Origin of the sequence: Komagataeibacter oboediens (genome assembly GCF_018491655.1) — a bacterium.
GTDB lineage: Bacteria > Pseudomonadota > Alphaproteobacteria > Acetobacterales > Acetobacteraceae > Komagataeibacter > Komagataeibacter oboediens.
The window spans coordinates 28,674-51,315 of sequence record NZ_JABLUU010000004.1 but is presented as its reverse complement, the minus strand read 5'-3'; the positions used below and the strand labels follow the sequence as shown (position 1 = coordinate 51,315).

The window sequence follows — 22,642 nt, the reverse complement described above, 5'->3', positions numbered from 1 at the left end:
TAGTTTCAACCGCATGATCCGACCCCGGTGCCCCTGAGATGAGCGACACAATCGACCCCAAGGAACTGAAAATCCTTTCGGACATCCTCGCACTCGTGCTGGAGGAGCATGCAGGCCAGTCGGAAAATGCGCTGGCCGCCATCCGCGCGCGCGCGCAAAAAAATCAGGTAACCGGCGGGGCGCTGAAAAACCTGTTTGCCGCCATCGCCCCCAATCCCCCCAAAAAGGCCGCCGCGAAACCGCGCGCGCCCCGCGCGACAAAAGCCAGCGCCGCCGCCGCGAAAGAGATTCAGGAATCGCACCAGCGCATTTCCCAGCTGACGGAAAGCATCCGCAGACTGGATACGGAAATACGCGACCTGAAAGTTGACAATTCGGCGCTGCGCGCGGAACTGAACCAGACGCGGCAGGCCCGCGCCGAAACGCAGGCCGTCCTGTCATCGGTGGTGCAGTCCCGTCCCCCCGTACGCCGTTCGGGCCTGCTGGTGGCGGCGGCGGTGGGCGCGCTGACCGGTTTCGTGCTGACCGAGACATGGCACCTGTTCATGTCCCCCAGCCCGGCGCAGGCCAGCGCCACCTACCCGCCCGTGCATCATCAGGGGCAGGCCTACCTGCCACCGCCCTCCTTACCCCTTCATTCAGGAAGCATGCCGTCATGACCGTTCCCTCCCCAACCGCACCGGCACGGCAGGACCTGATCGCCCGTTTTACCGACATGCTGGGGCCCGTGGGCGTGATTACGGGTGAAACCGACACCGCATCCTACTGCACCGACTGGCGCAACCTGTACCACGGCCGCGCGCTGGCGGTGCTGCGTCCAGCCAATACGGAAGAACTGTCACAGCTTGTCCGGTTCTGCAGTGAACACGGCATCCCCATGGTGCCACAGGGCGGCAATACCAGCATGGTGGGCGGCGCCACACCGGATGACAGCGGGCACGAGGTCGTGGTCTGCCTGTCGCGCATGAACCATATCCGTGGCATCGACCCCCATGACCTGACCATGGAAGTCGAAGCCGGCGTCACGCTGAAGGCGGCGCAGGACGCGGCGTGGGATGCGGGGTTCATGCTGCCGCTCTCCATCTCGTCCGAAGGGTCGGCGCAGATTGGCGGCGTACTGGCGACGAATGCAGGCGGCAACAACACGCTGCGCTACGGCAATGCGCGTGAACTGGTGCTGGGGCTGGAGGCAGTCATGCCCGATGGCGGCGTGTTCCATGGCCTGCGCCGCCTGCGCAAGGACAATACGGGGTATGCCCTGCGCCAGCTTCTGATCGGGTCCGAAGGCACGCTGGGGTTCATCACCACCGCCATCCTGCAACTTCACCCGCAGCCCCGCGCGATCGAGGCCGCGCTGTGTGCCGTGGACGACGCCGATGCCGCGCTGAAGCTGCTTGGGCTGCTGCGCGCGCGCGATCCCGCCCTGCTGCAGGCGTTCGAGTTCATGTCCGGCACCGGCATGGACCTTGTCATCGACCTGATCCCGGGTGCTGCCCTGCCGCTGGGTGAGCGCGCACCCGCCTATGTGCTGCTGGAACTGGCGACCCCGCGCCCCGATGCCGATCTGCGTGAATATGCCGAGGAAGTGCTGGGCGAAGCCCTGGAGGAAGGCATCATCACCGATGCCGTCATTGCCGAAAGCGAAGGCCAGCGCGCCGGTCTGTGGAAACTGCGCGAGGAGCATGCCGAAGCCCAGCGCCGCGCGGGGGCCAGCGTCAAGAATGACGTATCGGTGCCCGTGACCCACGTGCCCGAACTGATCGCACGCGCCAGTGCCGCATGCGAAAAGCTGATTCCGGGCTGCCGTCCCGCCCCGTTCGGCCACATGGGCGATGGCAACATCCACTTCAATGTCGTCCAGCCCGAAGGCGTGGCGGCGGATACCTTTCTGGCCCGCAGCCACGACATAATGGACACGGTGGCGGCGATCGTGAAGGATCTGGACGGTTCGTTTTCGGCCGAACATGGCGTGGGGCAGCTCAAGCCCTACATGATGCCGTCATGGCGGGGCGGGGCGGAGCTGGAGGCCATGCGCCATATCAAGGCTGCCCTTGACCCCCGGAATGTCATGAACCCCGGCAAGGTACTGCCGCCTGTCACATCCGGGACATGACGCCGGGCGCGTCCACACGGCCGGCATCTGAGCGTACCTGTCCCCAGCGCATGAGGGGATCACCCCTTTTGCACGGGCGGGAACAGGGTTAGACAGGGGCATGCCTGCCGTCCGCCCTGTCCCTGACCGCCTTGCGCCGCGCCTGTCGATTCTGGACAGCTACATGCTGCGCCAGCTCCTGCTGGCGCTGGTGGCGACCACGGGCGCTCTCGTGACACTGATCTGGCTGACGCAGTCCCTGCACTTCGTGTCGCTGGTGGTGGGGCGCGGGCTGTCGCTGCGCGTGTTCCTGGAACTGACCAGCCTGCTGATCCCCTCCTTCATCGCGGTCATCCTGCCGATTACCACGTTCGTGGTGGTGCAGTTCGTCTATCAGCGCCTGGGCACCGACCGGGAACTGACGGTCATGCAGGCCGCTGGCCTGTCGCCCGCCATGATGGCGCGACCGGGACTGGCCTGCGCCGCCATTGCGACAGCGACGTGCCTGGTGCTGAATGTCTGGATCGTGCCGGTTTCCTACCACGCCTTCCGGCAGTATGAATTCCAGATCCGCAACCGCATGGCCGCCTTTCTGGTGCAGGATGGTGTGTTTACGCAGGTGTCGGACAACATGACCGTGTACATCCGCGCGCGCGACAAGGACGGCACGCTGCATGGCATCATGGTGGAAGACGACCGCACCCCCGGCGCCGAAGCCACCATACTGGCGGAAGAAGGCAATCTGGTCATCCTCAACGACCAGCCGCGCGTGGTCCTGTTCAACGGATCGCGGCAGGAAATCGACAGTCATACCGGGCGGCTGAACGTGCTGACCTTCACCCGCAACACGATCGACCTGTCCAGTCCGCACACCGCGCATACGCGCCTGCCCGATGCCAATGAACTGCCGATTTCACAGCTTCTGCACCCGGACATGCGCCAGTATTCGCGCAGGGACGAAAGCAAGATGTTCATCGAGGCCTGGCGCCGGCTGAGCAGCCCCTTCTGCGCCTTTTCCTTTGCCATGATCGGGCTGGTGGGGGCCATGGGCGGCAGCTATTCCCGGCAGGCCAGCATCATCCGACCTGTCCTGGCCATCCTTGCCGTTGTCGCGGTGCAGGCGCTGACGCTGCTGGTGCAGAACCTTGCATCGCGCAACCTGCAGCTCATGCCACTCATGTGGATCTGTTCGATCGGCCCGGGCGTGATCTGCGCGGGCGTCCTGTTCTGGCCGGAATTCCGCGCCGATCGTGAAGCCCGGGCGATTACGGGCGCCACACGGTCATGAAGCTTGCCTTTACGCTGTCGCTGTACATCGCCCGTCAGTTTACCTACGCCACCCTGTCGGTGATCGCCTTCCTGACCGGGCTGATCACCATGTTCGACTTCATCGACCTGCTGCGCCGGGTTTCAACCCGGCCCAATGTGCCGACATCGCTGGTCAGTGAAATCGCCTTCCTGCACATTCCCTTTGCCTGTCTTGAAATCCTGCCCTTTGGCGTGCTGCTGGGGGGGATCATCTGTTTCTGGCGTCTGGCGCGGTCATCGGAACTGGTGGTGGCGCGGGCGGCGGGCATTTCGGCGTGGCAGTTCCTGGCGGGGCCGGTCACCTGCGCGGTGCTGATCGGGACAGTGGCCACGACCTGCATTTCCCCCCTGTCATCCGTCATGTACCGCCGGGCGGAAATGCTGGACCGGCAGTACCTGCGCGACAACAATGGCAAGTCCCTCAACCTCAGCGGTGGCACCCTGTGGCTGCGGCAGGGGGATAACGGGTTGGTGGACCATGGGGTGGACATCATCCATGCGCGGCATGTCAGGCTGACGGGGAACGTGCTGCATATCGGCGGCATCACCATTTTCCGGCTTGGCCCGGATGACGGCCTGCTGACCCGTATCGAGGCCGATAGCGGTTATCTGGGCAAGGACCGCTGGGTTCTGGAATCCGCCCGGCAGCTGCGCCCTGATGAACTGCCGGTTGATATGGGGCACCTGACGCTGCATGCCGACCTGACGCTGGCGGGGGTGGAAGAAAGCTTCGCCTCCCCCGATACGCTGTCCGTCTGGGCGCTGCCGGGGTTCATCCGCCAGCTGAACCGGTCGGGATTTTCCACCATCCGCCACCGGCTGCATTTCCAGACGCTGCTCACGCTGCCAGTCCTGTCCGGTACCATGGCGCTGGTGGCGGCCGGGTTTTCCATGCGGCCCGCGCGGCGGGGCGGGGTCATCCGCATGATCAGTTTTGGCGTGGCGGCGGGTTTCGCGTTGTTTGCGCTATCTAAAATTGCCGCGCAGTTTGGTGAAACTGGTACGTTGCCCCCCCTTCTGGCCGCCTGGGCCCCCACCGGGGCCGGGCTTTGTCTTGCAGTCACGCTACTTCTTCATCTAGAGGACGGTTAATGGACCGTCCCGCCCCTTCCACGCGCGCGCCGTCACTGACACGGCTTACTGCCGTTCTGCGGCAGTTTCCGCGCGGGTTGCTGCTTTCAGCCACCATGCTGGGGGGCATGATGTGCGCGCTGGGCCCGCGTGATGCCCATGCCGACGCCCCGCCCGACGGGCCGCGGCGCAGCATGCCCATCCACGCCCCCAAGAGCCAGCCACAGTCGCCCGCCAACTTTTCCGGCACGGTGTCCAATACCGACCCGATGACATTCCAGGCCGACCATGTGGCCTACGACAGCCGCAACGGCATTGCGACCTGGACCGGCAATGTCCAGCTCTGGCAGAATGACCAGATCATGCGCGCCGACAAGGTGGTCTATGACCGCAATACCGGGGTGGCGTCCGCCCGGGGCAACGTGGCCATGGTGGAACCGGACGGCACGGTGCTGTTTACGGAATATGCCGAACTGAGCAACGGCATGCGCGACGGCATCATGACCCGCATGTATGCCCGCATGGAAGATAATGCGCGCATGGCGGCCAATGGCATGCGGCGCACCGGTGCCAAGGTCAATGACCTGACGCGCGTGGTCTATACGGCGTGCGAAATCTGTGCCCGCCACCCCGAACGCGCGCCGTTCTGGCAGTTGCGCGCGTATGACGCCACGCATGACCTGCAGCACAAGCGACTGGAATTCCGTGACGCCTTCGTGGATTTTTTCGGGGTGCCGATCTTCTACCTGCCCGCCTTCTCCATGACCGACCCGTCGGTACGGCGCCAGAGCGGCTTCCTGACCCCCGGCTTCACGCCGCATGACCGTTATCTGGGCACGTATGTCACCATTCCCTATTACTGGGTCATTGACCGGCAGTCCGATGTCACGCTGCAGGGACTGTTTTCCACCCGCACCGGGCCGGAGCTTACGGCAAACTACCGCCGCTATTTCAGCAACGCGCGCCTGAACCTGACCGGTGGCATCGCGTATGACACGCATCGCGACATCGATTACATCAACACCTTCGGCCAGAACGTGGACAGCGCCGACAACCACGGCATACAGGGCTATATCTTCGCCAACGGCCAGGTTTCGATAAACCGGACATGGCGGGCGGGCGCCAACATCCGCTGGGCCAGTTCGCCCAACTTCATGCGTGACTACCGCGTCAGCGGATACGGGCAGGACACGCTCAATTCCAACATCTACCTGGAAGGGTTCGGGACGGGATCGTATTCGCGCATTGATGCCGAAGGGTATCAGGGCATGAACCAGGGCATCATCCATAACCAGGACCTGCCATGGGTGCTGCCGCGCTATACTTACAGCTATTTCGGGCAGCCCGACGCACTGGGCGGGCGGTTCAGCCTCGATACGACCGATTTCTACGTCTATCGTGAAAACGGGACATCGGACCAGCGCGGGCAGCTTTCACTCAACTGGGACCGGCCGTTCCACAATTCGCTGGGGCAGATATGGAACCTGACGCTGCATGTTGAATCCGCCATCCACCGCGCGACCGAACTGAACCAGCAGCCCAACTATGCCCGCACCACCCGCGCACAGGTGGAGGGGCAGGTCCTGCCCACCGTGGGGCTGAAGATGAACTGGCCGTTCCTGCGCAGCTTCAACCACAATACCGGCACCCAGATCCTTGAACCCATCGTGCAGTTCCTGGCTGCGCCGAACACGGGTAACAGCACGTCACGCAACATTCCCAACGAAGACAGCCTGTCCTACGAATTTACGGATTCCACGCTGTTCGCGCTCAACCGCTATGCCGGCACGGACCGGCTGGATGGTGGCCTGCGCGCCAATGTCGGGCTGCACAACAACTGGACATGGAACGGCCATCAGATCGACGTGCTGATCGGTGAAAGCTTCCAGGAACATGTCGACCACAACCGCATCCCCTATTCCGGGCTGAGCCACCACCTGTCGGATGTGGTCATGGGCACGCATATGGTGCCCAACCAGTTCTTTGATTTTGATGGCAAGATGCGCCTCGACCCCTATGGCGGCAAGGTGGACTTCGCCGATGCGCTGGGCAGCGCGGGCTTCCGCCATTTCCGTGTGACGGGTGGCTATCTGTTCGAACCGGTCACGCCCTATTATTATTATGTCAGGCAGCCGTATGACACGGCAGCGCCCGATATTTACTACAAGCCGGTCAGCGAGCTTACGGTCGGGGCTGCCTCCAACTGGGACAACTGGCACATTGCCGCCTACCTGCGCCGCAGCCTGTCGCGCAAGGAAAGCGTGGCGGTGGGTGGCGACGCCGGTTACCAGAACGACTGTTTCGGGCTGGATGTCATGTATCTCAAGCAGTACACCACGATTGGTGGCCAACAGAGCAATTCAACCGTAATGTTCTCCCTTACGTTCAAAACCATCGGTACATTTGGTATTAATGGCTGACCTGATGCGCGAAAGACTGAGCCGGATGTCCTTCTTCCCCATGCCCCGTGGCGCTGTTTCCTTCCCCGCACCGAACCACGGCCGCGTGGGACGCACGCTGGCTGCGGCCCTGCTGGCCTGTGCAGCACTGGTCGGCCACGAACACGGTGCCGCCGCCAAATCCGCGCGCGCCATTGCCCAGCAGGCGCAGGCAGCGGAAGATCAGGATGCGATCATCGCCACCGTCAACGGCGCGGTGCTGACCAAGCGCGATGTCGATACGCGCGGGCGGCTGTTCGCGCTGTCATCGGGGCTGGATGTCAGCGATGACGTGATGCAGCGGCTGCGACCGCAGATCGTGCGGCAGCTGATTGATGAAAAACTGCGCATGCAGGAAATGCTCGACCGCCACATCAACGTGCCCATCCAGCAGATCGGGGATGCAATCGCCAATATTGAACAGCGCAATGGCATGCCCCAGAACGCCCTGCGCAACAAGCTGGCGGAAGACGGCGTCTCGCTGACCACGCTGATTGACCAGATCCGCGTACAGATCGGCTGGTCGCAGGTCCTGCGTCAGGAAACGGCCGAGCACGGTCGCATCACCGCATCCGAAATCGAGCAGCGTATGGCCGCGCTGAAGCGCGAGGACGGCAAGCCGGAATACATGATCAGTGAGATTTTCGTGCCGGTGGAAGACCCGCGCCATACGGAAAACGAACTGAAATTCACCGAAACCATCATTCAGGAACTGCGTGAGGGCGCGCCCTTCCCCATTGTCGCCGCCCAGTTCTCGCAGGGGCAGAGCGCGCTGGACGGCGGTATGATGGGCTGGACACAGGAAGACGGCCTTGACCCCCAGGTGGTGGACGTGGCGCGCAAGATGCCCGATGGCGCCATTTCAAACCCCATCCGCGTCGCGGGTGGATACGTGATCGCCACCATTGCGGAACGGCGGACGGTCGGCCACCAGATGGCGACGATCCTGACCATCCGGCAGGTCTTCTTCCCCTTTGATGAGCCACTGAACCCTGAAAACCCCACCGACCAGCAGAAATCGACACTGGACACCGCCACGGCATTCGCCAATGAAGCCAAGAACTGTGACCAGATGGAAGCCGAGAACAAGAAACTGGGGGAAAAGCACCCCAGTGATCCCGGCGAACTCATGATGAACCACCTCAACCCCCAGATGCGCGAGATACTCGAGCCCCTGATGCCGGGCAAGACCAGCAAGCCCCTGGTGTCGATGGATGGCATCCTGGTGCTGATGGTCTGCACCCGTGAAGAACGCAACATCGCCATCCAGACCCCCAGCCAGATCGCCGACCACCTGATGAACGAACGCGTGGAACAGACATCGCGCCAGCTGAACCGCGACCTGCAGCGTCGTGCGATCATCGACATGCGTTCCAAGACCTGATCGGTCATGACCATGACCGGATGCCCGTCGGGGCTGGAACCCCTGCGCGAGACCATTGCGCGCCACGGGCTGGACGCACGCAAGGCGCTGGGCCAGCACTTCCTGCTGGACCCGGGCATTACGGCGCGCATCGCGTCGCTGGCAGGTAATCTGTCGGGCCAGCATGTTGTGGAGGTCGGTCCCGGCCCCGGTGGTCTGACCCGCGCGCTGCTGGATACCGATGCCGCCAGCATCGTGGCGGTGGAAGTGGATACACGGGCAGTTGCCGTCATTACGGAACTGGCCGCCCATGCGCCCGACCGCCTGCGGGTGATCGAAGCCGATGCCATGCGGTGCGACCTGACCACACTGTGCCCCGCCCCGCGACAGGTCATCGCCAACCTGCCCTACAATGTCGGCACGCCCCTGCTGGTGGGGTGGCTGCGGCAGGCGGCGGAGTGGTCGCGGCTGACGCTCATGTTCCAGCAGGAGGTAGCCGAACGCATCTGCGCCTCCCCCGGTTCGGCCCATTACGGCAGGCTGGGCGTGCTGGCGCAATGGACGTGCCGTTGCGGGGTGCTCATGCATATTCCGCCTGGCGCGTTTTCCCCGCCGCCCAAGGTACATTCCGCCGTGGTCGGCCTGATCCCGCATGCAGACCAGCCCGATGCCACACTGTTCCGCGCCATGGAACAGGTGACGGCGGCAGCATTTGGCCAGCGGCGCAAGATGCTGCGCGGGGCGCTGAAAGCCATCGGGGGAGAAGCGTTGCTGGATGAGGCCGGAATTGAAGGCAGCCGCCGGGCCGAGACGCTGGATATTGCCGAATTCGACCGCCTTGCCCGCCTTCATGCCCTCAGGGCCGCAACACTGTCCTGATCTGGCAGCCCCACGGGCTGCGGGGCATACATGTAATCCCGCGACAGGGGTACGGCGTCGATTTCACGCACCATCTGCAGCTGGAAGTTCAGATGCCCCTGCACGCGGAAGGCCAGTTCGGATACCACAAGATAGAATTCGAACATGCGGCAGAACCGTTCATCATAGAGCAATGCAACCTGCCGACGTCTGGCCGCGAACCGGCGGCGCCAGTGGGCAATGGTGCGCGCGTAATGCAGACGCCAGATCTCGCAGTCCGTCAGCCATAGCCCGGCGCGCTCCACGGCGCTGACAGCCTCGCTGACCGCCGGTGAATAGCCGCCAGGGAAGATATAGCGGTCAATCCACGGGTTGGTGACGCCCGGCCCTTCCCTGCGCCCGATGGAATGCAGCACCATGACCCCATGGGGGTGCAGGGCCGCGCGCATGGTATCAAAAAACGCCGGATAATGGGCCACGCCCACATGTTCGAACATGCCGATGGAAATGATCCGGTCGTACTGCCTGCTGACGGCACGGTAATCCAGCAGTTCAAACCGCACGCGCCCGTCCAGCCCCGCCGCACGCGCACGCTGGCGCGCGATATGCAGCTGTTCCACCGACAGCGTGATGCCCGTGACCTGCGCATCGTAATCACGCGCCAGTGTCAGGGCCATGCCGCCCCACCCGCACCCGACATCCAGCACGGTCATGCCGGGACGTGACAGATGCAGCTTGGCCGCCAGATGGTGTTTCTTGGCCGCCTGCGCCTGCGCCAGCGTTTCGGTGCCCGTGGGGAAATAACCGCAGGAATACTGCATGTCCGCATCAAGGAAGAGACGGTACAGCCTGCTGTCCAGGTCATAATGATGCGCCACGTTCCGTCGGGCGCGCCGCAGGGTGTTATTCTGCAGCCATGTCCGCGCGATATAGCGCAGGGAACCGAAAATCTGCTCCCCCGCCGGGCTACGCCGCATGACATTGAGCATGAGCACATGCATCAGGTCATACAGCGTGCAGTCAACGGGGCGCAGCCTGCCCGCCATATAGGCTTCCCCCACCTTCAGCGCGGGATCAAGCAGCAGGGCGCGCACCGTTTCCCCATCCGCGATCCACATGCCCGCCCGTGGTCCGGGGCCGCCCACATACGCACGCCTGTCGCCCCCGGGGTAATGGACATCCAGCCGCCCCAGGGTCACGAAGTGCGCAAAGGCCCGATCCAGCAATAGAGATGCCATCGCCCGCTCCCTCAACGCATGTGCGCCCGGCAAAAAGCCCGATGCACCCGCCCCGGAAACGGCAAAAGCCCGGAAGAGTTTCCTCTTCCGGGCTTTTGTAACCAGCCAGTCACCCCAGGGGGCAACGGATCAGGTCAATCAGACAGCCGGGGTTTCCTCGACGGCGGTTTCTTCCGAACCCTCGCCTTCGGTTACCACGCCTTCTTCGGCCAGAACCTGCTCGTCGTCCTGATCGACGCCGATTTCTTCACCGCGTGCCTGACGTTCCGCTTCTTCTTCGGAACGGGCGACGTTCACGGTGACCTGCATGTTCACTTCCGGATGCAGGGCGACGCTGACTTCATACAGGCCAAGCTGCTTGATCGGCTCGGGCAGGATGACCTGGTTACGGCTGATGGTCAGGCCGGCCTTGGTCGCTGCTTCCGCGATGTCACGCGTCGTGACGGAGCCATACAGGCTGCCGCTGTCACCAGCCTGACGGATCAGGATGACGGACAGGCCGTGCATACGCTCGGACAGGCGCTCGGCCTCCTCGCGGTTCTTGAGGTTCTGGGCCTCAAGCTGTGCACGTTCACGTTCGAAACGCTCGCGGTTGTGTGCGTTGGCGCGGATCGCCTTGCCCTGGGGCAGCAGGAAGTTACGGGCATAGCCCGGCTTCACCGTGACGATCTCGCCCATCTGGCCCAGCTTCTCGACGCGCTGGAGCAGGATGAGTTCTACTGCGGACATGTTTCTGCCTCCCTCAGCTTACAATGTAGGGCAGCAGGGCCAGGAAACGGGCGCGCTTGATGGCCTGGGCCAGTTCACGCTGCTTCTTGGCGGACACTGCCGTGATGCGGCTGGGAACGATCTTGCCACGCTCGGACAGGAAGCGGCTCAGCAGGCGCACGTCCTTGTAGTCGATCTTCGGCGCGTTGGGGCCGGAGAACGGGCAGGACTTGCGACGACGGTAGAACGGGCGACGCGCACCAACCGCAACGCGGCGGGCGGCGGGATTGATCTCGGTTGATTCGGACATCAGCTCTTACTCCGCTTCGGCAGTGGCGGTGGCGTTGGCGCGCTGCTGTTCTTCACGCTCGTTACGGGCGCGGAACTCTTCGCGGTCATCGAAATTGCGACGCGTGCCACGACCGCTTTCGAAACGGCCAGAGGGCTTGGGCCCACGGAAGCCACGCTCACGCTCGTCACCCTTGCGCGACAGGATGACGGACGGTGCTTCGTCAATCTCATCCACACGCAGGGTCAGCACGCGCAGAACGTCTTCGTTCAGGCTGAGCTGACGCTCGATTTCCTTGATGGCGCTGGAAGCCCCATCAAGACCCAGAAGCATGTAATGCCCCTTGCGGTTCTTCTTGATGCGGTACGCCAGCGTGCGCAGGCCCCAGTATTCACGCTTCTTGACGGAACCGGATTCCGCTTCAAGCTGGGCTGCGATGCCATCAGCAATGGCTTCGACCTGCTGCTGCGACACGTCATTACGTACAATCAGCACGGTTTCATACAACGGCATTGGAACTCCCTTCGGATCAGTTCAACCCCGGCATGGACGGACACGGTCCGCCATGTTGCCATGAAGGCACGGGTATAGCCGGGGACGATGCCACGCACCCGGCAGGGAAGAGGCGGTTTGAAACACAAACCCGCCAGACAGACAAGGAAAAAGTCAGTCAATCACCGTTTTTATCGGCTCCAGCCACGTAAAGACCGGTGTGGGACGGACATCCTGCGGGCGGTCATGGCGGAATCCGGTCACGGCCTTCACCACTTCCAGCGGAACATCCAGCATGCTGCCCGGGCCGCGCGGGTCCACCATTCCGCGCTGCACCGCGGCAAAGGCCCGCTTGTGCAGTTCGGGCACCGCGTCCGGCGCATCACCTTCTATATCCAGATCAAGATAATCGTTGTTGCGCCCGTCATGCTGGACGATCCAGATTTCTTCACCATTTTCATAGCCCGCCGCCTGGCTGACCGGATCGACCGTCGCGACATCGCATGTGATCAATCTGCCCTCACGGCACAGGGTCTTGCGATCATAATTGGAAATCAGGCCACTGTCGTTATTGGTACGGATGACAAACCAGCCATTAGGCAGGTCCGCGATGGCATATGGCGCCTCATCATTCGGGTCCGGCTCGCCTGTATCACGCATGCCAAGGGCATCCAGCAGCCCAGCACGGTCAACACCATGAAATTTGTAAAAGGACAGATCGAAATCCATGCTCCCCCTCCTTCGGGTATGGGAGGGAAAATGGTTACGATTTCGTGTTATAACAGCCCTTGAAATCAAGATTCTGTGTACTAATGCCGATCTTTCTTCAGTCCAGACGCAGGCGATCCGGCACGTTCAGCCCCAGCACGTCCGGAATGGTCCAGATTTCATGCAGGGTGCGCACCTTGCGAAAACCGGCCTTCTGGTAGTTGGGTAATGCACGCGGATGATCGGCAGAACATGTATTGACCCGCAGCACTGCCGGATTCATGGCCCACGCGCGCGCCACCATCTGGTGCAGGAATATCCGTCCGACGCCACGGCCGATCCATGCGGGCAGCAGACCGAAATAGGCAATGTTGATATCGGGACCGTAGCGGCTGTCGAGTTCGCAGAACCCTGCTGGCGCATCGCCATCATACAGCACATGCACGCCAATGCCGGGACTGGACAGAAGGACGGCCAGATCCGCATCGGACATGACCCGGCGCAGCCACCAGCAATACTCCCTGCCCACCGCATCATACAGCCCGCGATACCACATGACACCGGGGCGAAAGGTCTGCCGGATGCTGAAACCATGCGGCAGGGCGGGCGGGATGCCGGGGGGTGGACGGTCCATGCACAGGAACGTCACATCCACCCCGACCCGTGTTCCATCACCGCCCGGCCCATCCTGGGGGGCGGGGCATGGAACCTCAGTTATCATCAAGGAAGGAACGCAGCTTGCGGCTCCGGCTGGGGTGCTTGAGCTTGCGCAGGGCCTTGGCCTCGATCTGGCGGATACGTTCGCGCGTCACGTTGAACTGCTGACCCACTTCTTCCAGCGTGTGGTCAGTGTTCATGCCGATGCCAAAGCGCATGCGCAGCACGCGTTCTTCACGTGGGGTCAGCGAAGACAGGACCCGCGTCGTGGCCTCACGCAGGTTGGTCTGGATCGCGGCATCCAGCGGGATGACGGCGGCCTTGTCCTCGATGAAGTCGCCAAGATGGCTGTCTTCCTCATCCCCGATCGGGGTTTCGAGCGAGATCGGCTCCTTCGCGATCTTCAGCACCTTGCGCACCTTTTCCAGCGGCATGCCCAGCTTTTCGGCCAGTTCCTCAGGCGCGGGTTCACGCCCGATCTCATGCAGCATCTGGCGCGAGGTGCGGACCAGCTTGTTGATCGTCTCGATCATGTGGACCGGGATACGGATGGTCCGCGCCTGATCGGCGATGGAACGCGTAATGGCCTGCCGGATCCACCACGTGGCGTAGGTGGAGAACTTGTAGCCACGGCGGTATTCGAATTTGTCCACCGCCTTCATCAGGCCAATATTGCCTTCCTGAATCAGATCAAGGAACTGCAGGCCGCGATTGGTGTATTTCTTGGCAATCGAGATCACCAGCCGCAGGTTGGCCTCGATCATTTCCTTCTTGGCGCGCGCCGAATCCCGCTCCCCCCGCGACACAGTGGCGTAGACGCGACGGAATTCACCCACCGGCAGGCCGGTTTCCTGCGTCAGGTCGGCCACCTGGTTGCGCAGGCGGATCACTGTCTCGCCATGCTTGGCCAGGAAGTTCTTCCACGATTTGGCCGGCAGGGTGGCAACCATGTCCATCCAGCCGGGATCCAGTTCACGACCGCGGTATTTCAGCAGGAAGTCATCGCGCGACACGCGGGTGCTTTCCGCCAGTCGCAGCATGCGCCCTTCCAGACCGTTCAGGCGCTGGAAGATTTCCTTCAGGTGTTCGACCAGCACCTCGATCCGCGCATTATGCAGGTGGACCTGCTGCACCTTGCCCACCAGTTCCATGCGCAGGCGTTCATAGCGGCTTTCGTCATCGGCGGAGATTTCCGCGCCCGCCGTGAACTTTTCCAGCCGTTCGGCCTGCACCTTGTGCAGGGCTGCGTACAGCGCCTCAACTTCCTCAAACTGCTCAAGGATTTCCGGCTTCAGCTTTTCCTCAAGCGCGGACAGCGACAGACCGGCCCCTTCGCCTTCGCCCTCACCTTCGCCTTCGGTTTCCTCGGCCTCTTCGTTTTCAGCGCCTTCGCTTTCGCCAAAGGCCTCGTCGCCTTCCGCCGCCTCGGCGGGATCGTTGCCGCCGGACTGCATGGCCTCGAGGTCCACGATGTCACGCAGCAGCATTTCCCCAGCCTTGAGCCGTTCATGCCACGAAATGATGGCGCGGAAGGTCAGCGGGCTTTCGCACAGCCCGCCGATCATCTCGTCACGCCCGGCCTCGATGCGCTTGGCGATCGCGATTTCGCCCTCGCGCGACAGCAGTTCGACCGACCCCATTTCGCGCAGGTACATACGCACCGGGTCATCGGTGCGGCCCAGGCTTTCGGTATCGACGTTACCGGCGGCGGGTTCCTCGCTCTCGGTCTCTTCCTCGGCGGTATCGTCGCTCTTGGTTTCGGTGGCGGCCGGCGTTTCGGTCTCGTCGTTGTCTTCGTTTTCGACAACCTGCATGCCCATTTCCGACAGGGCCGCCATCACGTCCTCGATCTGCTCGGAGGACATCTGGTCCTGCGGCAGGACGGCATTGAGTTCGTCGAACGTGATGTAACCGCGTTCCTTGCCGCGGGCGATCAGTTTCTTGACGGCGCCGGACCGGGTGTCCAGCAGGGTCGTATCGTTATCCTGATCCCCCGAAGCCGTGTCCGTACCCGTGGCTGTCTTTGTCGCCATGCCCGATCAATCCCTACCCAGCAAATCCGTTTACGCACGCGCACACACCCTGCCCGCGCACAGCAGCCGCCCCCTTTCCGCCCGCCGGTATAGAGCGGGACAGGATACGGCCAATCATACCGTTTTCATCTGCTTTTGTCTGGTGCAGGTGGTCGATAACATGGCCGAAGTCAAGGGTTGGGGCGGTCCATTTCATGCAATCGGTCAATTTTCCGCCTCATTCGTCAAGGTCAGCCCCACCCCGGCGCAGGGTATCAAGCGCCAGCAGCCTGGTGCGCAGGCTGGCCCATGCGGCCTCATCCAGATCGCCTGTGCACATCCGTTCCGTATCCGCGCGGATTTCGGCGGCAAAGCGTTCAACATTCAACAAAGCGTAAAAGTGCCACCACTCATGCCGGGGGTCGGTGCCGAACAGGTCGTCATCACCGTGCCCGCCCGCGCGCCGCCCGCGCGTCGCCCGCACGCGCTGGCATACATCGTCCAGCCCGGCAGCGGACAGGAAAGCCGCCAGTTCACCCGGCGGCGGCAATTCACCACGCGCGTCATACAGGTCCAGCAGTTCCTCGCGCAGCGCGGCGAGGTCGGCGGGCAGTTCAAGGCGGCAATAGGCGTCCTGCACCTCATCCAGCACACCGGGCTGTTCCAGTATGATCGCGCTGAGGATGCACTGGCGCTGCAGGTCCGCATTCATGGTGGCGACGGGGGACGTGGCCACGCTGGCCTTTTTCACACCTCCCCGTGCGCCGGAACGACGGAATGCCTGAAAAAAACTGTCCAGCAGGGTGGAACGATATTCGGACGCCAGCGCCTTGTCGGGAATCAGGGCCGCCACATCCACCAGCCTGCGCCGCAGGGCCGCACGCTGTTCGGGGCCGGGGTTGCGCACGCCCTCGCTCAGCAGGTCGAACAGGACCTGCCCCATCGGGCGCGCGCCGGTGATCAGGGCCGCCATGGCGGCCGGGCCATCACGCCGCACAAGACTGTCGGGGTCCTCGCCTTCGGGCAGGACGCAGAACCGCAGGGTATGGTCCACGTTCAGCAGCGGCAGCGCGGTTTCCGCCGCCTTCACCGCCGCACGCTGTCCCGCCGCATCCCCATCGAAACACAGCACCGGGGCCGGGGCGACCTGCCACAGGGCGTCAAGCTGTTCGGATGTCAGCGCCGTGCCAAGGGGGGCGACCGCGCCACGGAAGCCTGCCTGGTGCAGAGCGATCACGTCCATGTAGCCTTCGACCACCAGCAGGTCCGCTTCCGGCCCCGTCCCACGCACGGCCTCCCGCGCGCGGTCGAGGCCGAACAGCACCCGCCGCTTGGAGAAAATGGCGGTTTCCGGGCCATTGAGGTATTTGGGCTGGCCATCGCCCAATATGCGCCCGCCAAAGGACACCAGCCGCCCGCGCCGGTCGCGGATGGGAAAGGTCACGCGGTTGAAGAACAGCTCGCGCGATGGCGTGCCGTCCTCATCCGCGCGCATCACGCCTGCGTCGCGCAGCATGACGGGCGTGATGTCCAGCGCCGCCATTTCTGCAACCAGCCCGCCACGCCCCTCCCCCGACCAGCCAAGGCCGAAGGCGGCAATGGTTTCGTCCGTCAGGCCACGCCCCTGCAGGTAGGCCAGCCCTTCGCGCCCCTCCGGCTGGTACAGCCTGCGCTGCCATGACGCCTGCACCGCTTCCAGCACCTCGCCCAGCGTGCGGGCGCGTTCGGCCTGCTCACGCTGGTTGCGGTCGGGCTTTGGCATCTCCATCCCGGCGGCGGTGGCCAGTTCCTCCACCGCTTCGGGGAAGGAACGGCCCTCGCTCTGCATCACGAAGGTGATGACATCGCCATGCGCCTGACAGCCAAAGCAGTGGTAATGGTCGTCATAGACATAGAACGATGGCGTCTTTTCCCCGTGGAAGGGGCAGCATGCCTTCCAGTTCTTTCCCGAGCGCACCAGCTTCGTCCGTCGCCCGATGATGGGGGCGATGGGCGTGCGGGCACGCAGTTCGTCAAGGAATGCGGGATCAAGCGCCATCGGGGCGTATGCCTCCCGCCTCAGGCGGCAAGCTGCGCGCGCACCACGGCAGACGCGCGCGCGGGGTCAAGGGCGGCACCAAACTGCTGCTTCAGCGCCGCCATCACCTTGCCCATGTCCTTCATGGAGGTGGCGTCGGTGCGTTCGATGGCTTCGCGCACGGCGGCCTCGATGGTGGCATCGTCAAGGTCGGGCGGCAGGTAGGCGCGGATGATCGCGATTTCGGCGTTTTCCTTGTCCGCCAGTTCCGGGCGACCGCCCTTGGCATACATCGCCGCCGATTCCGTGCGGGACTTGATCATGCCACGCAGCATGGAGATCACGGCTTCATCGCTGACCTGGTCCTCGCCCTTGGCACGGCCCGCAATATCGACATCCTTCAGCTTTGCGGTGATCATGCGGATGGTGCCGACCTTTTCGCTCTGGCCTGCCTTCATGGCTGTCTTCAGGTCATCGGTGAAACGTGCGCGCAGGGACATGGCTGTCAACTCCTCTGCCCGGCGGGCGGGGCGGGATGCCCCGACCGTGCCGGGAATAATTTTCCCATCATCTCATTTGATCGGCATGTGGGAATTTTCTTCCCAATTACCAGAGACGCTGTTAGGCAATACTCCCGGAAGGGACATCATCCAATGCCGATGACGATAGAAAGTATTATCGAACGCCTTGGCGGCGCCGAACAGGCAGCCCGGCTGACAGGCGTCAGCACCGAGGCCATTCGCAAATGGCGGCAGGCCCGCGCCATTCCGCCCAAGCACTGGACCACCGTGCTGCGCGCGACCGGACTGTCACTGTCCGACCTGCAACCCGACACAGAATCCGACCGACCGGAGCCCATGATGAGCACGTCAAACCCGATCGCACCGGCCGACAGGCCCGAAGCCGCGACAGCCGCCCTGATCCTGGCGGATGGCACCATTCTGTGGGGGCGCGGATTCGGCGCGTACGGCACGGACCGCGCACTGGGCGAAATCTGCTTTTCCACCGGCATGACCGGGTACCAGGAAACGCTGACCGACCCGTCCTTCGCGGGGCAGATCATCACCTTCACCTTTCCCCATATCGGCAATACCGGCACCACGCCGGAAGATGATGAGGCCGCACGCGTGCATGCCCGCGCGCTGGTGGTCAAGGAAGACCTGACCGCGCCGGCCAACTGGCGTTCGACCGAATCGCTGGATGCATGGCTGAAGGCACAGGGCGTCCCGGGCATATGCGGCATCGACACCCGTGCGATTACGCGCCGCATCCGCGAAGGCGGCCCGCAGACGGCCATCGTGGCCTACCCCGCCGACGGGAAGTTCGACATTCCTGCCCTGCTGGCGCAGGTACGCGCATGGCCCGGGCTGGAGGGCATGGACCTTGCGGGCGAAGTCACCTGCGCCAAGGCCTATTCATGGGCCGAAGGCGTGTGGCAGTGGCCGCACGGCACCGCCGCACTGCCTGAAAAGCGCCGGAAGGTGGTTGCGGTCGATTACGGGGCCAAGCGCAACATCCTGCGCTGCCTTGCCACCGCCGGCTGCGACGTGACGGTGGTGCCCGCCACGACGACGGCGGAGGAGATCCTCGCCCTCGACCCCGCGGGCGTGTTCCTGTCCAACGGGCCGGGTGATCCGGCGGCGACGGCGAAATACGCGGTCCCTGCCATCCGCGGCGTACTGGAAGCGGGCAAGCCGGTATTCGGCATCTGCCTCGGTCATCAGCTTCTGGCGCTGGCGCTGGGGGCCACGACCTACAAGCTGGCGCGCGGCCACCGCGGCGCCAACCAGCCGGTCAAGGATCTGGCGACGGGCAAGGTGGAAATCACCAGCCAGAACCATGGCTTTGCGGTGGATGACAAATCCCTGCCCGATGACGTGCGCGCCACCCATACCAGCCTGTTTGACGGATCGAATGAAGGCATCGCCACCAGCCGTTACCCGGCATTTTCGGTGCAGTACCACCCCGAAGCCAGCCCCGGCCCGTCCGACAGCCATTACCTGTTCCGCCGTTTTGTCGATCTGATCGACACCACAACCAAGACCGCGTGAAAGCCGACCCATGCCAAAACGGACAGACATACGCTCCATCCTGATCATCGGCGCCGGCCCGATCGTTATCGGCCAGGCGTGCGAATTCGATTATTCCGGCGCACAGGCGTGCAAGGCGCTGAAGGAAGAGGGCTACCGCGTCATTCTGGTCAACTCCAACCCCGCCACGATCATGACCGATCCGGGGCTGGCGGACGCGACCTATATCGAACCGATCACCCCGGAATTCGTCGAACGCATCATACTGCGTGAAAAGCCCGACGCCGTGTTGCCCACCATGGGCGGCCAGACCGCGCTGAACACGGCCATGGCGCTGGACAAGTCGGGGTTCCTGAAAAAGCACAATGTCGAACTGATCGGCGCCAATGCCGAAGTGATCGACCGTGCCGAGGACCGGCAGAAATTCCGCGAGGCGATGGATGAAATCGGCATCGAAAGCCCGCGCAGCCTGATCGCCCATTCGCTGGAAGACGCGCGCAGCGCGCTGGCCACCGTCGGCCTGCCCGCGGTCATCCGCCCGTCATTCACCATGGGTGGATCGGGTGGTGGCATCGCCTATAACAGGGAGGAATTCGACCGCATCGTCTCCTCCGGGCTGGATGCCTCCCCCACCACGGAAGTCCTGATCGAGGAATCCGTGCTGGGCTGGAAGGAGTACGAGATGGAAGTCGTGCGCGACAGCGCCGACAACTGCATCATCATCTGCTCCATTGAAAACATCGACCCGATGGGCGTGCATACCGGCGATTCCATCACCGTTGCCCCCGCGCTGACGCTGACGGACAAGGAATACCAGCGCCTGCGTGACATGTCGCTGGCATGCCTGCGCAAGATTGGCGTGGAAACCGGCGGGTCGAACGTGCAGTTCGGCATCAATCCCGTCGATGGCCGTGTTGTCGTGATCGAAATGAACCCGCGCGTATCGCGGTCCTCCGCCCTTGCATCCAAGGCGACAGGCTTCCCGATCGCGAAGGTCGCGGCCAAGCTGGCGGTGGGCTACACGCTGGATGAACTGACCAACGACATTACCGGCAGCACGCCCGCGTCGTTCGAGCCGACGATTGACTACGTCGTGGTCAAGATCCCCCGGTTTACGTTCGAGAAATTCCCCGGCACCCCTGCCCTGCTGTCCACCAGCATGAAGTCAGTCGGCGAGGCGATGGCCATTGGCCGTTCCTTCCCCGAGGCGCTGCAGAAGGGCCTGCGGTCAATGGAAATCGGGCTGGCGGGGCTGGACCCGGTGGAAGCACCGGGCGATGGCGGCCCCGACGCCTTCCGCGCCGCCCTGTCGCAGCCGCGCCCCGAACGCATCCTGATGGCGGCGCAGGCCCTGCGCGCGGGGCTGAGCGTGGAAGACATCCATGACGCCTGCCGCTTCGAGCCGTGGTTCCTGCGCGAACTGGCCAAGATCGTTGCGGCCGAACACGCTGTGGTGCGTGATGGCCTGCCGGAAGATGCCGACAGCCTGCGCACACTCAAGGCAATGGGCTTTTCCGATATCCAGCTTGCGCGCCTGTCGGGCACCAATGCGGACGAAATCGCGAAGCTGCGCGAAAACCGGGGCGTGCTGCCGGTTTACAAGCGCATCGATACCTGTGCGGGCGAGTTCGCATCCCCCACGCCGTACATGTATTCGTCCTATGAAGGCGGATATGGCGTGCCGGAATGCGAAAGCCGCCCAACCGATCGTAAGAAGATCGTCATCCTTGGCGGCGGGCCAAACCGCATCGGACAGGGGATCGAGTTCGACTACTGCTGCGTCCATGCCGCCTACGCCCTGCGCGAGGCCGGGTTCGAGACGATCATGGTCAACTGCAACCCCGAAACCGTCTCGACCGACTACGACACGTCGGACCGCCTGTATTTCGAACCGCTGACGGGCGAAGACGTGATCGCCCTGATCCGTCGCGAACAGGAAAACGGCACCGTGCTGGGCTGCATTGTCCAGTATGGCGGGCAGACCCCGCTCAAGCTGTCCCGCGCGCTGGAAGCCGCCGGCATCCCGCTGCTGGGCACACCGGCGGACGCGATCGACCGGGCCGAGGACCGCGAACGCTTCCAGGCCATGCTGCACAGGCTGGGCCTGCGCCAGCCCGCCAACGGCATCGCCCGCAGCCCGGCGGAAGCCGAGGCCGTGGCAGAAAAGATTGGCTACCCCGTGGTGGTCCGCCCGTCCTACGTGCTGGGCGGACGCGCGATGGAAATCGTGCATGACCGCGCCAGCCTGCAGCGCTACATGCGCGTGGCACTGCAACTGGCGGGTGCGGAAGTGGCCAATGGTCCCGTGCTGATCGACCATTACCTGAACGATGCGATCGAGGCGGATGTGGACTGCATCGCCGATGGCAGCGAGGTGTATGTCGCCGGCGTCATGGAACATATCGAGGAAGCGGGCATCCATTCCGGTGACAGCGCATGTTCGCTGCCGCCCTACACCCTGTCGCCCGCCATCGTGACCGAACTGAAAAGCCAGACCGAGGCCATGGCCCGCGAACTGGGCATTGTCGGCCTGATGAACGTGCAGTACGCGATCAAGGGGCAGGAAATCTTCGTGCTGGAAGTCAACCCGCGCGCCTCGCGCACCGTGCCGTTCGTGGCCAAGGCCACGGGGGTTCCGGTCGCCAAGATCGGCGCGCGTGTCATGGCGGGCGCGAAGCTGGGCGAATTCCGCCTGGACGACCGCGCTGTCGCCCCGCATGTGGCGGTGAAGGAGGCGGTCTTCCCGTTCAACCGCTTCCCCGATGTCGATACGATCCTCGGCCCGGAAATGCGCTCCACCGGCGAGGTCATGGGCCTCGACGCCTCGTTCGAACGCGCCTTTGCCAAGTCACAGCTTGCCGCAGGCGTGAAGCTGCCGCTGTCGGGTACGGTGTTCCTGTCGGTGCGCGACAGCGACAAGCCCGCGGTCAAGTCCATTGGCCGCCTGCTGTCGGACATGGGTTTCCGCATCGTGGCGACACGCGGCACGGCAAAGTGCCTGCGTGAAGCGGGCGTGAACGTGGATGTGGTGAACAAGGTGCTGGAAGGCCGCCCGAACTGTGTCGACGCCATCCGCTCGGGCGATGTCCAGATGGTCATCAACACCGCACAGGGTGCGCAGGCCGTCAGCGACAGCTTCGACATCCGCCGCTCCGCGCTGACGCATGGCATTCCGCATTACACCACCATCGCGGGCGCGCGCGCCGCGACCCATGCCATTGCGGCCATGCGCGAGGGGGTTCTTGAAGTCGCGCCCCTTCAATCCTATTTTAAGGGATCATTCTGAGCGTATCGTACCAAAACGGGTGGCCACCGGTCCCAAAACCGGCGGCCACCCGCGTTGCATTGGTGCGATGGGCCC

18 protein-coding genes are annotated in these 22,642 nt (G+C 63.6%); 9 read left to right on the top strand and 9 right to left on the bottom strand.

Annotated elements, in window-relative coordinates:
* Positions 1-38 precede the first annotated feature (38 nt).
* From HNO79_RS05045 to rsmA, 7 genes are all read left to right on the top strand, one after another.
* Entirely contained in the window at positions 39-659 is a 621-nt protein-coding gene (locus tag HNO79_RS05045; RefSeq protein ID WP_214165017.1) for a hypothetical protein, read from the top strand.
* Positions 656-2,113 carry an FAD-binding oxidoreductase gene (locus HNO79_RS05040; RefSeq protein ID WP_214165018.1) on the top strand — a complete coding sequence of 486 codons (1,458 nt, stop codon included), beginning with the start codon at positions 656-658 and terminating at the stop codon, positions 2,111-2,113. Before HNO79_RS05045 ends, HNO79_RS05040 begins: the two co-directional genes overlap by 4 nt.
* A gap of 100 nt (positions 2,114-2,213) precedes the next feature.
* A complete protein-coding gene (lptF, locus tag HNO79_RS05035; RefSeq protein WP_010512817.1) occupies positions 2,214-3,380 on the top strand; it encodes an LPS export ABC transporter permease LptF in 1,167 nt (388 codons plus the stop codon).
* Positions 3,377-4,492, top strand: coding sequence for an LPS export ABC transporter permease LptG (gene lptG, locus HNO79_RS05030; RefSeq protein WP_010512816.1), 1,116 nt, complete (start codon positions 3,377-3,379; stop codon positions 4,490-4,492). The genes lptF and lptG overlap by 4 nt, the downstream gene beginning before the upstream one ends.
* Positions 4,492-6,891 (top strand): LPS-assembly protein LptD, encoded by a 2,400-nt coding sequence (locus tag HNO79_RS05025; protein ID WP_010512814.1) that lies wholly within the window; start codon positions 4,492-4,494, stop codon positions 6,889-6,891. Before lptG ends, HNO79_RS05025 begins: the two co-directional genes overlap by 1 nt.
* Positions 6,892-6,916: 25 nt before the next feature.
* A complete protein-coding gene (locus HNO79_RS05020) occupies positions 6,917-8,293 on the top strand; it encodes a peptidylprolyl isomerase (protein ID WP_408735255.1) in 1,377 nt (458 codons plus the stop codon).
* Positions 8,294-8,299: 6 nt separating this feature from the next.
* Positions 8,300-9,151, top strand: a complete 852-nt coding sequence (gene rsmA, locus HNO79_RS05015) for a 16S rRNA (adenine(1518)-N(6)/adenine(1519)-N(6))-dimethyltransferase RsmA (RefSeq protein WP_214165019.1) — start codon at positions 8,300-8,302, stop codon at positions 9,149-9,151.
* Here the strand turns inward: rsmA and HNO79_RS05010 are convergent.
* The 9 genes from HNO79_RS05010 to HNO79_RS04970 all read right to left on the bottom strand — a co-directional run bounded on the left by HNO79_RS05010 (position 9,121) and on the right by HNO79_RS04970 (position 17,751).
* A complete protein-coding gene (locus HNO79_RS05010) occupies positions 9,121-10,368 on the bottom strand; it encodes an SAM-dependent methyltransferase (RefSeq protein WP_048855672.1) in 1,248 nt (415 codons plus the stop codon). The two genes, rsmA and HNO79_RS05010, sit on opposite strands and share 31 nt — an antisense overlap.
* Before the next feature lie 138 nt (positions 10,369-10,506).
* Positions 10,507-11,097 carry a 50S ribosomal protein L9 gene (gene rplI / locus HNO79_RS05005; RefSeq protein WP_214165020.1) on the bottom strand — a complete coding sequence of 197 codons (591 nt, stop codon included), beginning with the start codon at positions 11,095-11,097 and terminating at the stop codon, positions 10,507-10,509.
* Between the two features lie 13 nt (positions 11,098-11,110).
* Positions 11,111-11,386 carry a 30S ribosomal protein S18 gene (rpsR, locus tag HNO79_RS05000; RefSeq protein ID WP_007399693.1) on the bottom strand — a complete coding sequence of 92 codons (276 nt, stop codon included), beginning with the start codon at positions 11,384-11,386 and terminating at the stop codon, positions 11,111-11,113.
* 6 nt (positions 11,387-11,392) lie between these two features.
* Positions 11,393-11,878, bottom strand: a complete 486-nt coding sequence (gene rpsF / locus HNO79_RS04995) for a 30S ribosomal protein S6 (RefSeq protein ID WP_039734709.1) — start codon at positions 11,876-11,878, stop codon at positions 11,393-11,395.
* 153 nt (positions 11,879-12,031) lie between these two features.
* Entirely contained in the window at positions 12,032-12,586 is a 555-nt protein-coding gene (locus tag HNO79_RS04990) for a hypothetical protein (RefSeq protein ID WP_048855671.1), read from the bottom strand.
* A 97-nt stretch (positions 12,587-12,683) separates the two neighbouring features.
* Positions 12,684-13,286, bottom strand: a complete 603-nt coding sequence (locus HNO79_RS04985; RefSeq protein WP_048855670.1) for a GNAT family N-acetyltransferase — start codon at positions 13,284-13,286, stop codon at positions 12,684-12,686.
* Positions 13,276-15,255: an RNA polymerase sigma factor RpoD gene (rpoD, locus tag HNO79_RS04980; RefSeq protein WP_048855669.1), complete on the bottom strand. Its 1,980-nt coding sequence runs from the start codon at positions 15,253-15,255 to the stop codon at positions 13,276-13,278. The genes HNO79_RS04985 and rpoD overlap by 11 nt, the downstream gene beginning before the upstream one ends.
* A gap of 217 nt (positions 15,256-15,472) precedes the next feature.
* Positions 15,473-17,272 (bottom strand): DNA primase, encoded by a 1,800-nt coding sequence (gene dnaG, locus HNO79_RS04975; RefSeq protein ID WP_200409619.1) that lies wholly within the window; start codon positions 17,270-17,272, stop codon positions 15,473-15,475.
* Between the two features lie 20 nt (positions 17,273-17,292).
* The gene (locus HNO79_RS04970) at positions 17,293-17,751 is read right to left on the bottom strand and encodes a GatB/YqeY domain-containing protein (RefSeq protein ID WP_048855667.1); all 459 of its coding nucleotides are present in this window, start codon (positions 17,749-17,751) and stop codon (positions 17,293-17,295) included.
* A gap of 153 nt (positions 17,752-17,904) precedes the next feature.
* Between HNO79_RS04970 and carA the strand changes: the two genes are divergently transcribed.
* Entirely contained in the window at positions 17,905-19,302 is a 1,398-nt protein-coding gene (gene carA, locus HNO79_RS04965; RefSeq protein ID WP_048855666.1) for a glutamine-hydrolyzing carbamoyl-phosphate synthase small subunit, read from the top strand.
* A 10-nt stretch (positions 19,303-19,312) separates the two neighbouring features.
* Positions 19,313-22,567: a carbamoyl-phosphate synthase large subunit gene (carB, locus tag HNO79_RS04960; RefSeq protein WP_010512800.1), complete on the top strand. Its 3,255-nt coding sequence runs from the start codon at positions 19,313-19,315 to the stop codon at positions 22,565-22,567.
* Positions 22,568-22,642 lie beyond the last annotated feature (75 nt).

What these genes read in the sequence shown, in the direction of transcription:
- HNO79_RS05040 (WP_214165018.1), top strand. Translation starts at nt 656, where the DNA reads ATGACCGTTCCCTCCCCAACCGCACCGGCACGGCAGGACCTGATCGCC.
- HNO79_RS05020 (WP_408735255.1), top strand. Translation starts at nt 6,917, where the DNA reads ATGTCCTTCTTCCCCATGCCCCGTGGCGCTGTTTCCTTCCCCGCACCG.
- rpsR (WP_007399693.1), bottom strand. Translation starts at nt 11,386, where the DNA reads ATGTCCGAATCAACCGAGATCAATCCCGCCGCCCGCCGCGTTGCGGTT.
- HNO79_RS04990 (WP_048855671.1), bottom strand. Translation starts at nt 12,586, where the DNA reads ATGGATTTCGATCTGTCCTTTTACAAATTTCATGGTGTTGACCGTGCT.
- carA (WP_048855666.1), top strand. Translation starts at nt 17,905, where the DNA reads ATGCCGATGACGATAGAAAGTATTATCGAACGCCTTGGCGGCGCCGAA.
- HNO79_RS05010 (WP_048855672.1), bottom strand. Translation starts at nt 10,368, where the DNA reads ATGGCATCTCTATTGCTGGATCGGGCCTTTGCGCACTTCGTGACCCTG.
- rpoD (WP_048855669.1), bottom strand. Translation starts at nt 15,255, where the DNA reads ATGGCGACAAAGACAGCCACGGGTACGGACACGGCTTCGGGGGATCAG.
- rsmA (WP_214165019.1), top strand. Translation starts at nt 8,300, where the DNA reads ATGACCATGACCGGATGCCCGTCGGGGCTGGAACCCCTGCGCGAGACC.
- carB (WP_010512800.1), top strand. Translation starts at nt 19,313, where the DNA reads ATGCCAAAACGGACAGACATACGCTCCATCCTGATCATCGGCGCCGGC.
- HNO79_RS04985 (WP_048855670.1), bottom strand. Translation starts at nt 13,286, where the DNA reads ATGATAACTGAGGTTCCATGCCCCGCCCCCCAGGATGGGCCGGGCGGT.
- HNO79_RS05025 (WP_010512814.1), top strand. Translation starts at nt 4,492, where the DNA reads ATGGACCGTCCCGCCCCTTCCACGCGCGCGCCGTCACTGACACGGCTT.
- dnaG (WP_200409619.1), bottom strand. Translation starts at nt 17,272, where the DNA reads ATGGCGCTTGATCCCGCATTCCTTGACGAACTGCGTGCCCGCACGCCC.
- lptF (WP_010512817.1), top strand. Translation starts at nt 2,214, where the DNA reads ATGCCTGCCGTCCGCCCTGTCCCTGACCGCCTTGCGCCGCGCCTGTCG.
- HNO79_RS04970 (WP_048855667.1), bottom strand. Translation starts at nt 17,751, where the DNA reads ATGTCCCTGCGCGCACGTTTCACCGATGACCTGAAGACAGCCATGAAG.
- rplI (WP_214165020.1), bottom strand. Translation starts at nt 11,097, where the DNA reads ATGTCCGCAGTAGAACTCATCCTGCTCCAGCGCGTCGAGAAGCTGGGC.
- HNO79_RS05045 (WP_214165017.1), top strand. Translation starts at nt 39, where the DNA reads ATGAGCGACACAATCGACCCCAAGGAACTGAAAATCCTTTCGGACATC.
- lptG (WP_010512816.1), top strand. Translation starts at nt 3,377, where the DNA reads ATGAAGCTTGCCTTTACGCTGTCGCTGTACATCGCCCGTCAGTTTACC.
- rpsF (WP_039734709.1), bottom strand. Translation starts at nt 11,878, where the DNA reads ATGCCGTTGTATGAAACCGTGCTGATTGTACGTAATGACGTGTCGCAG.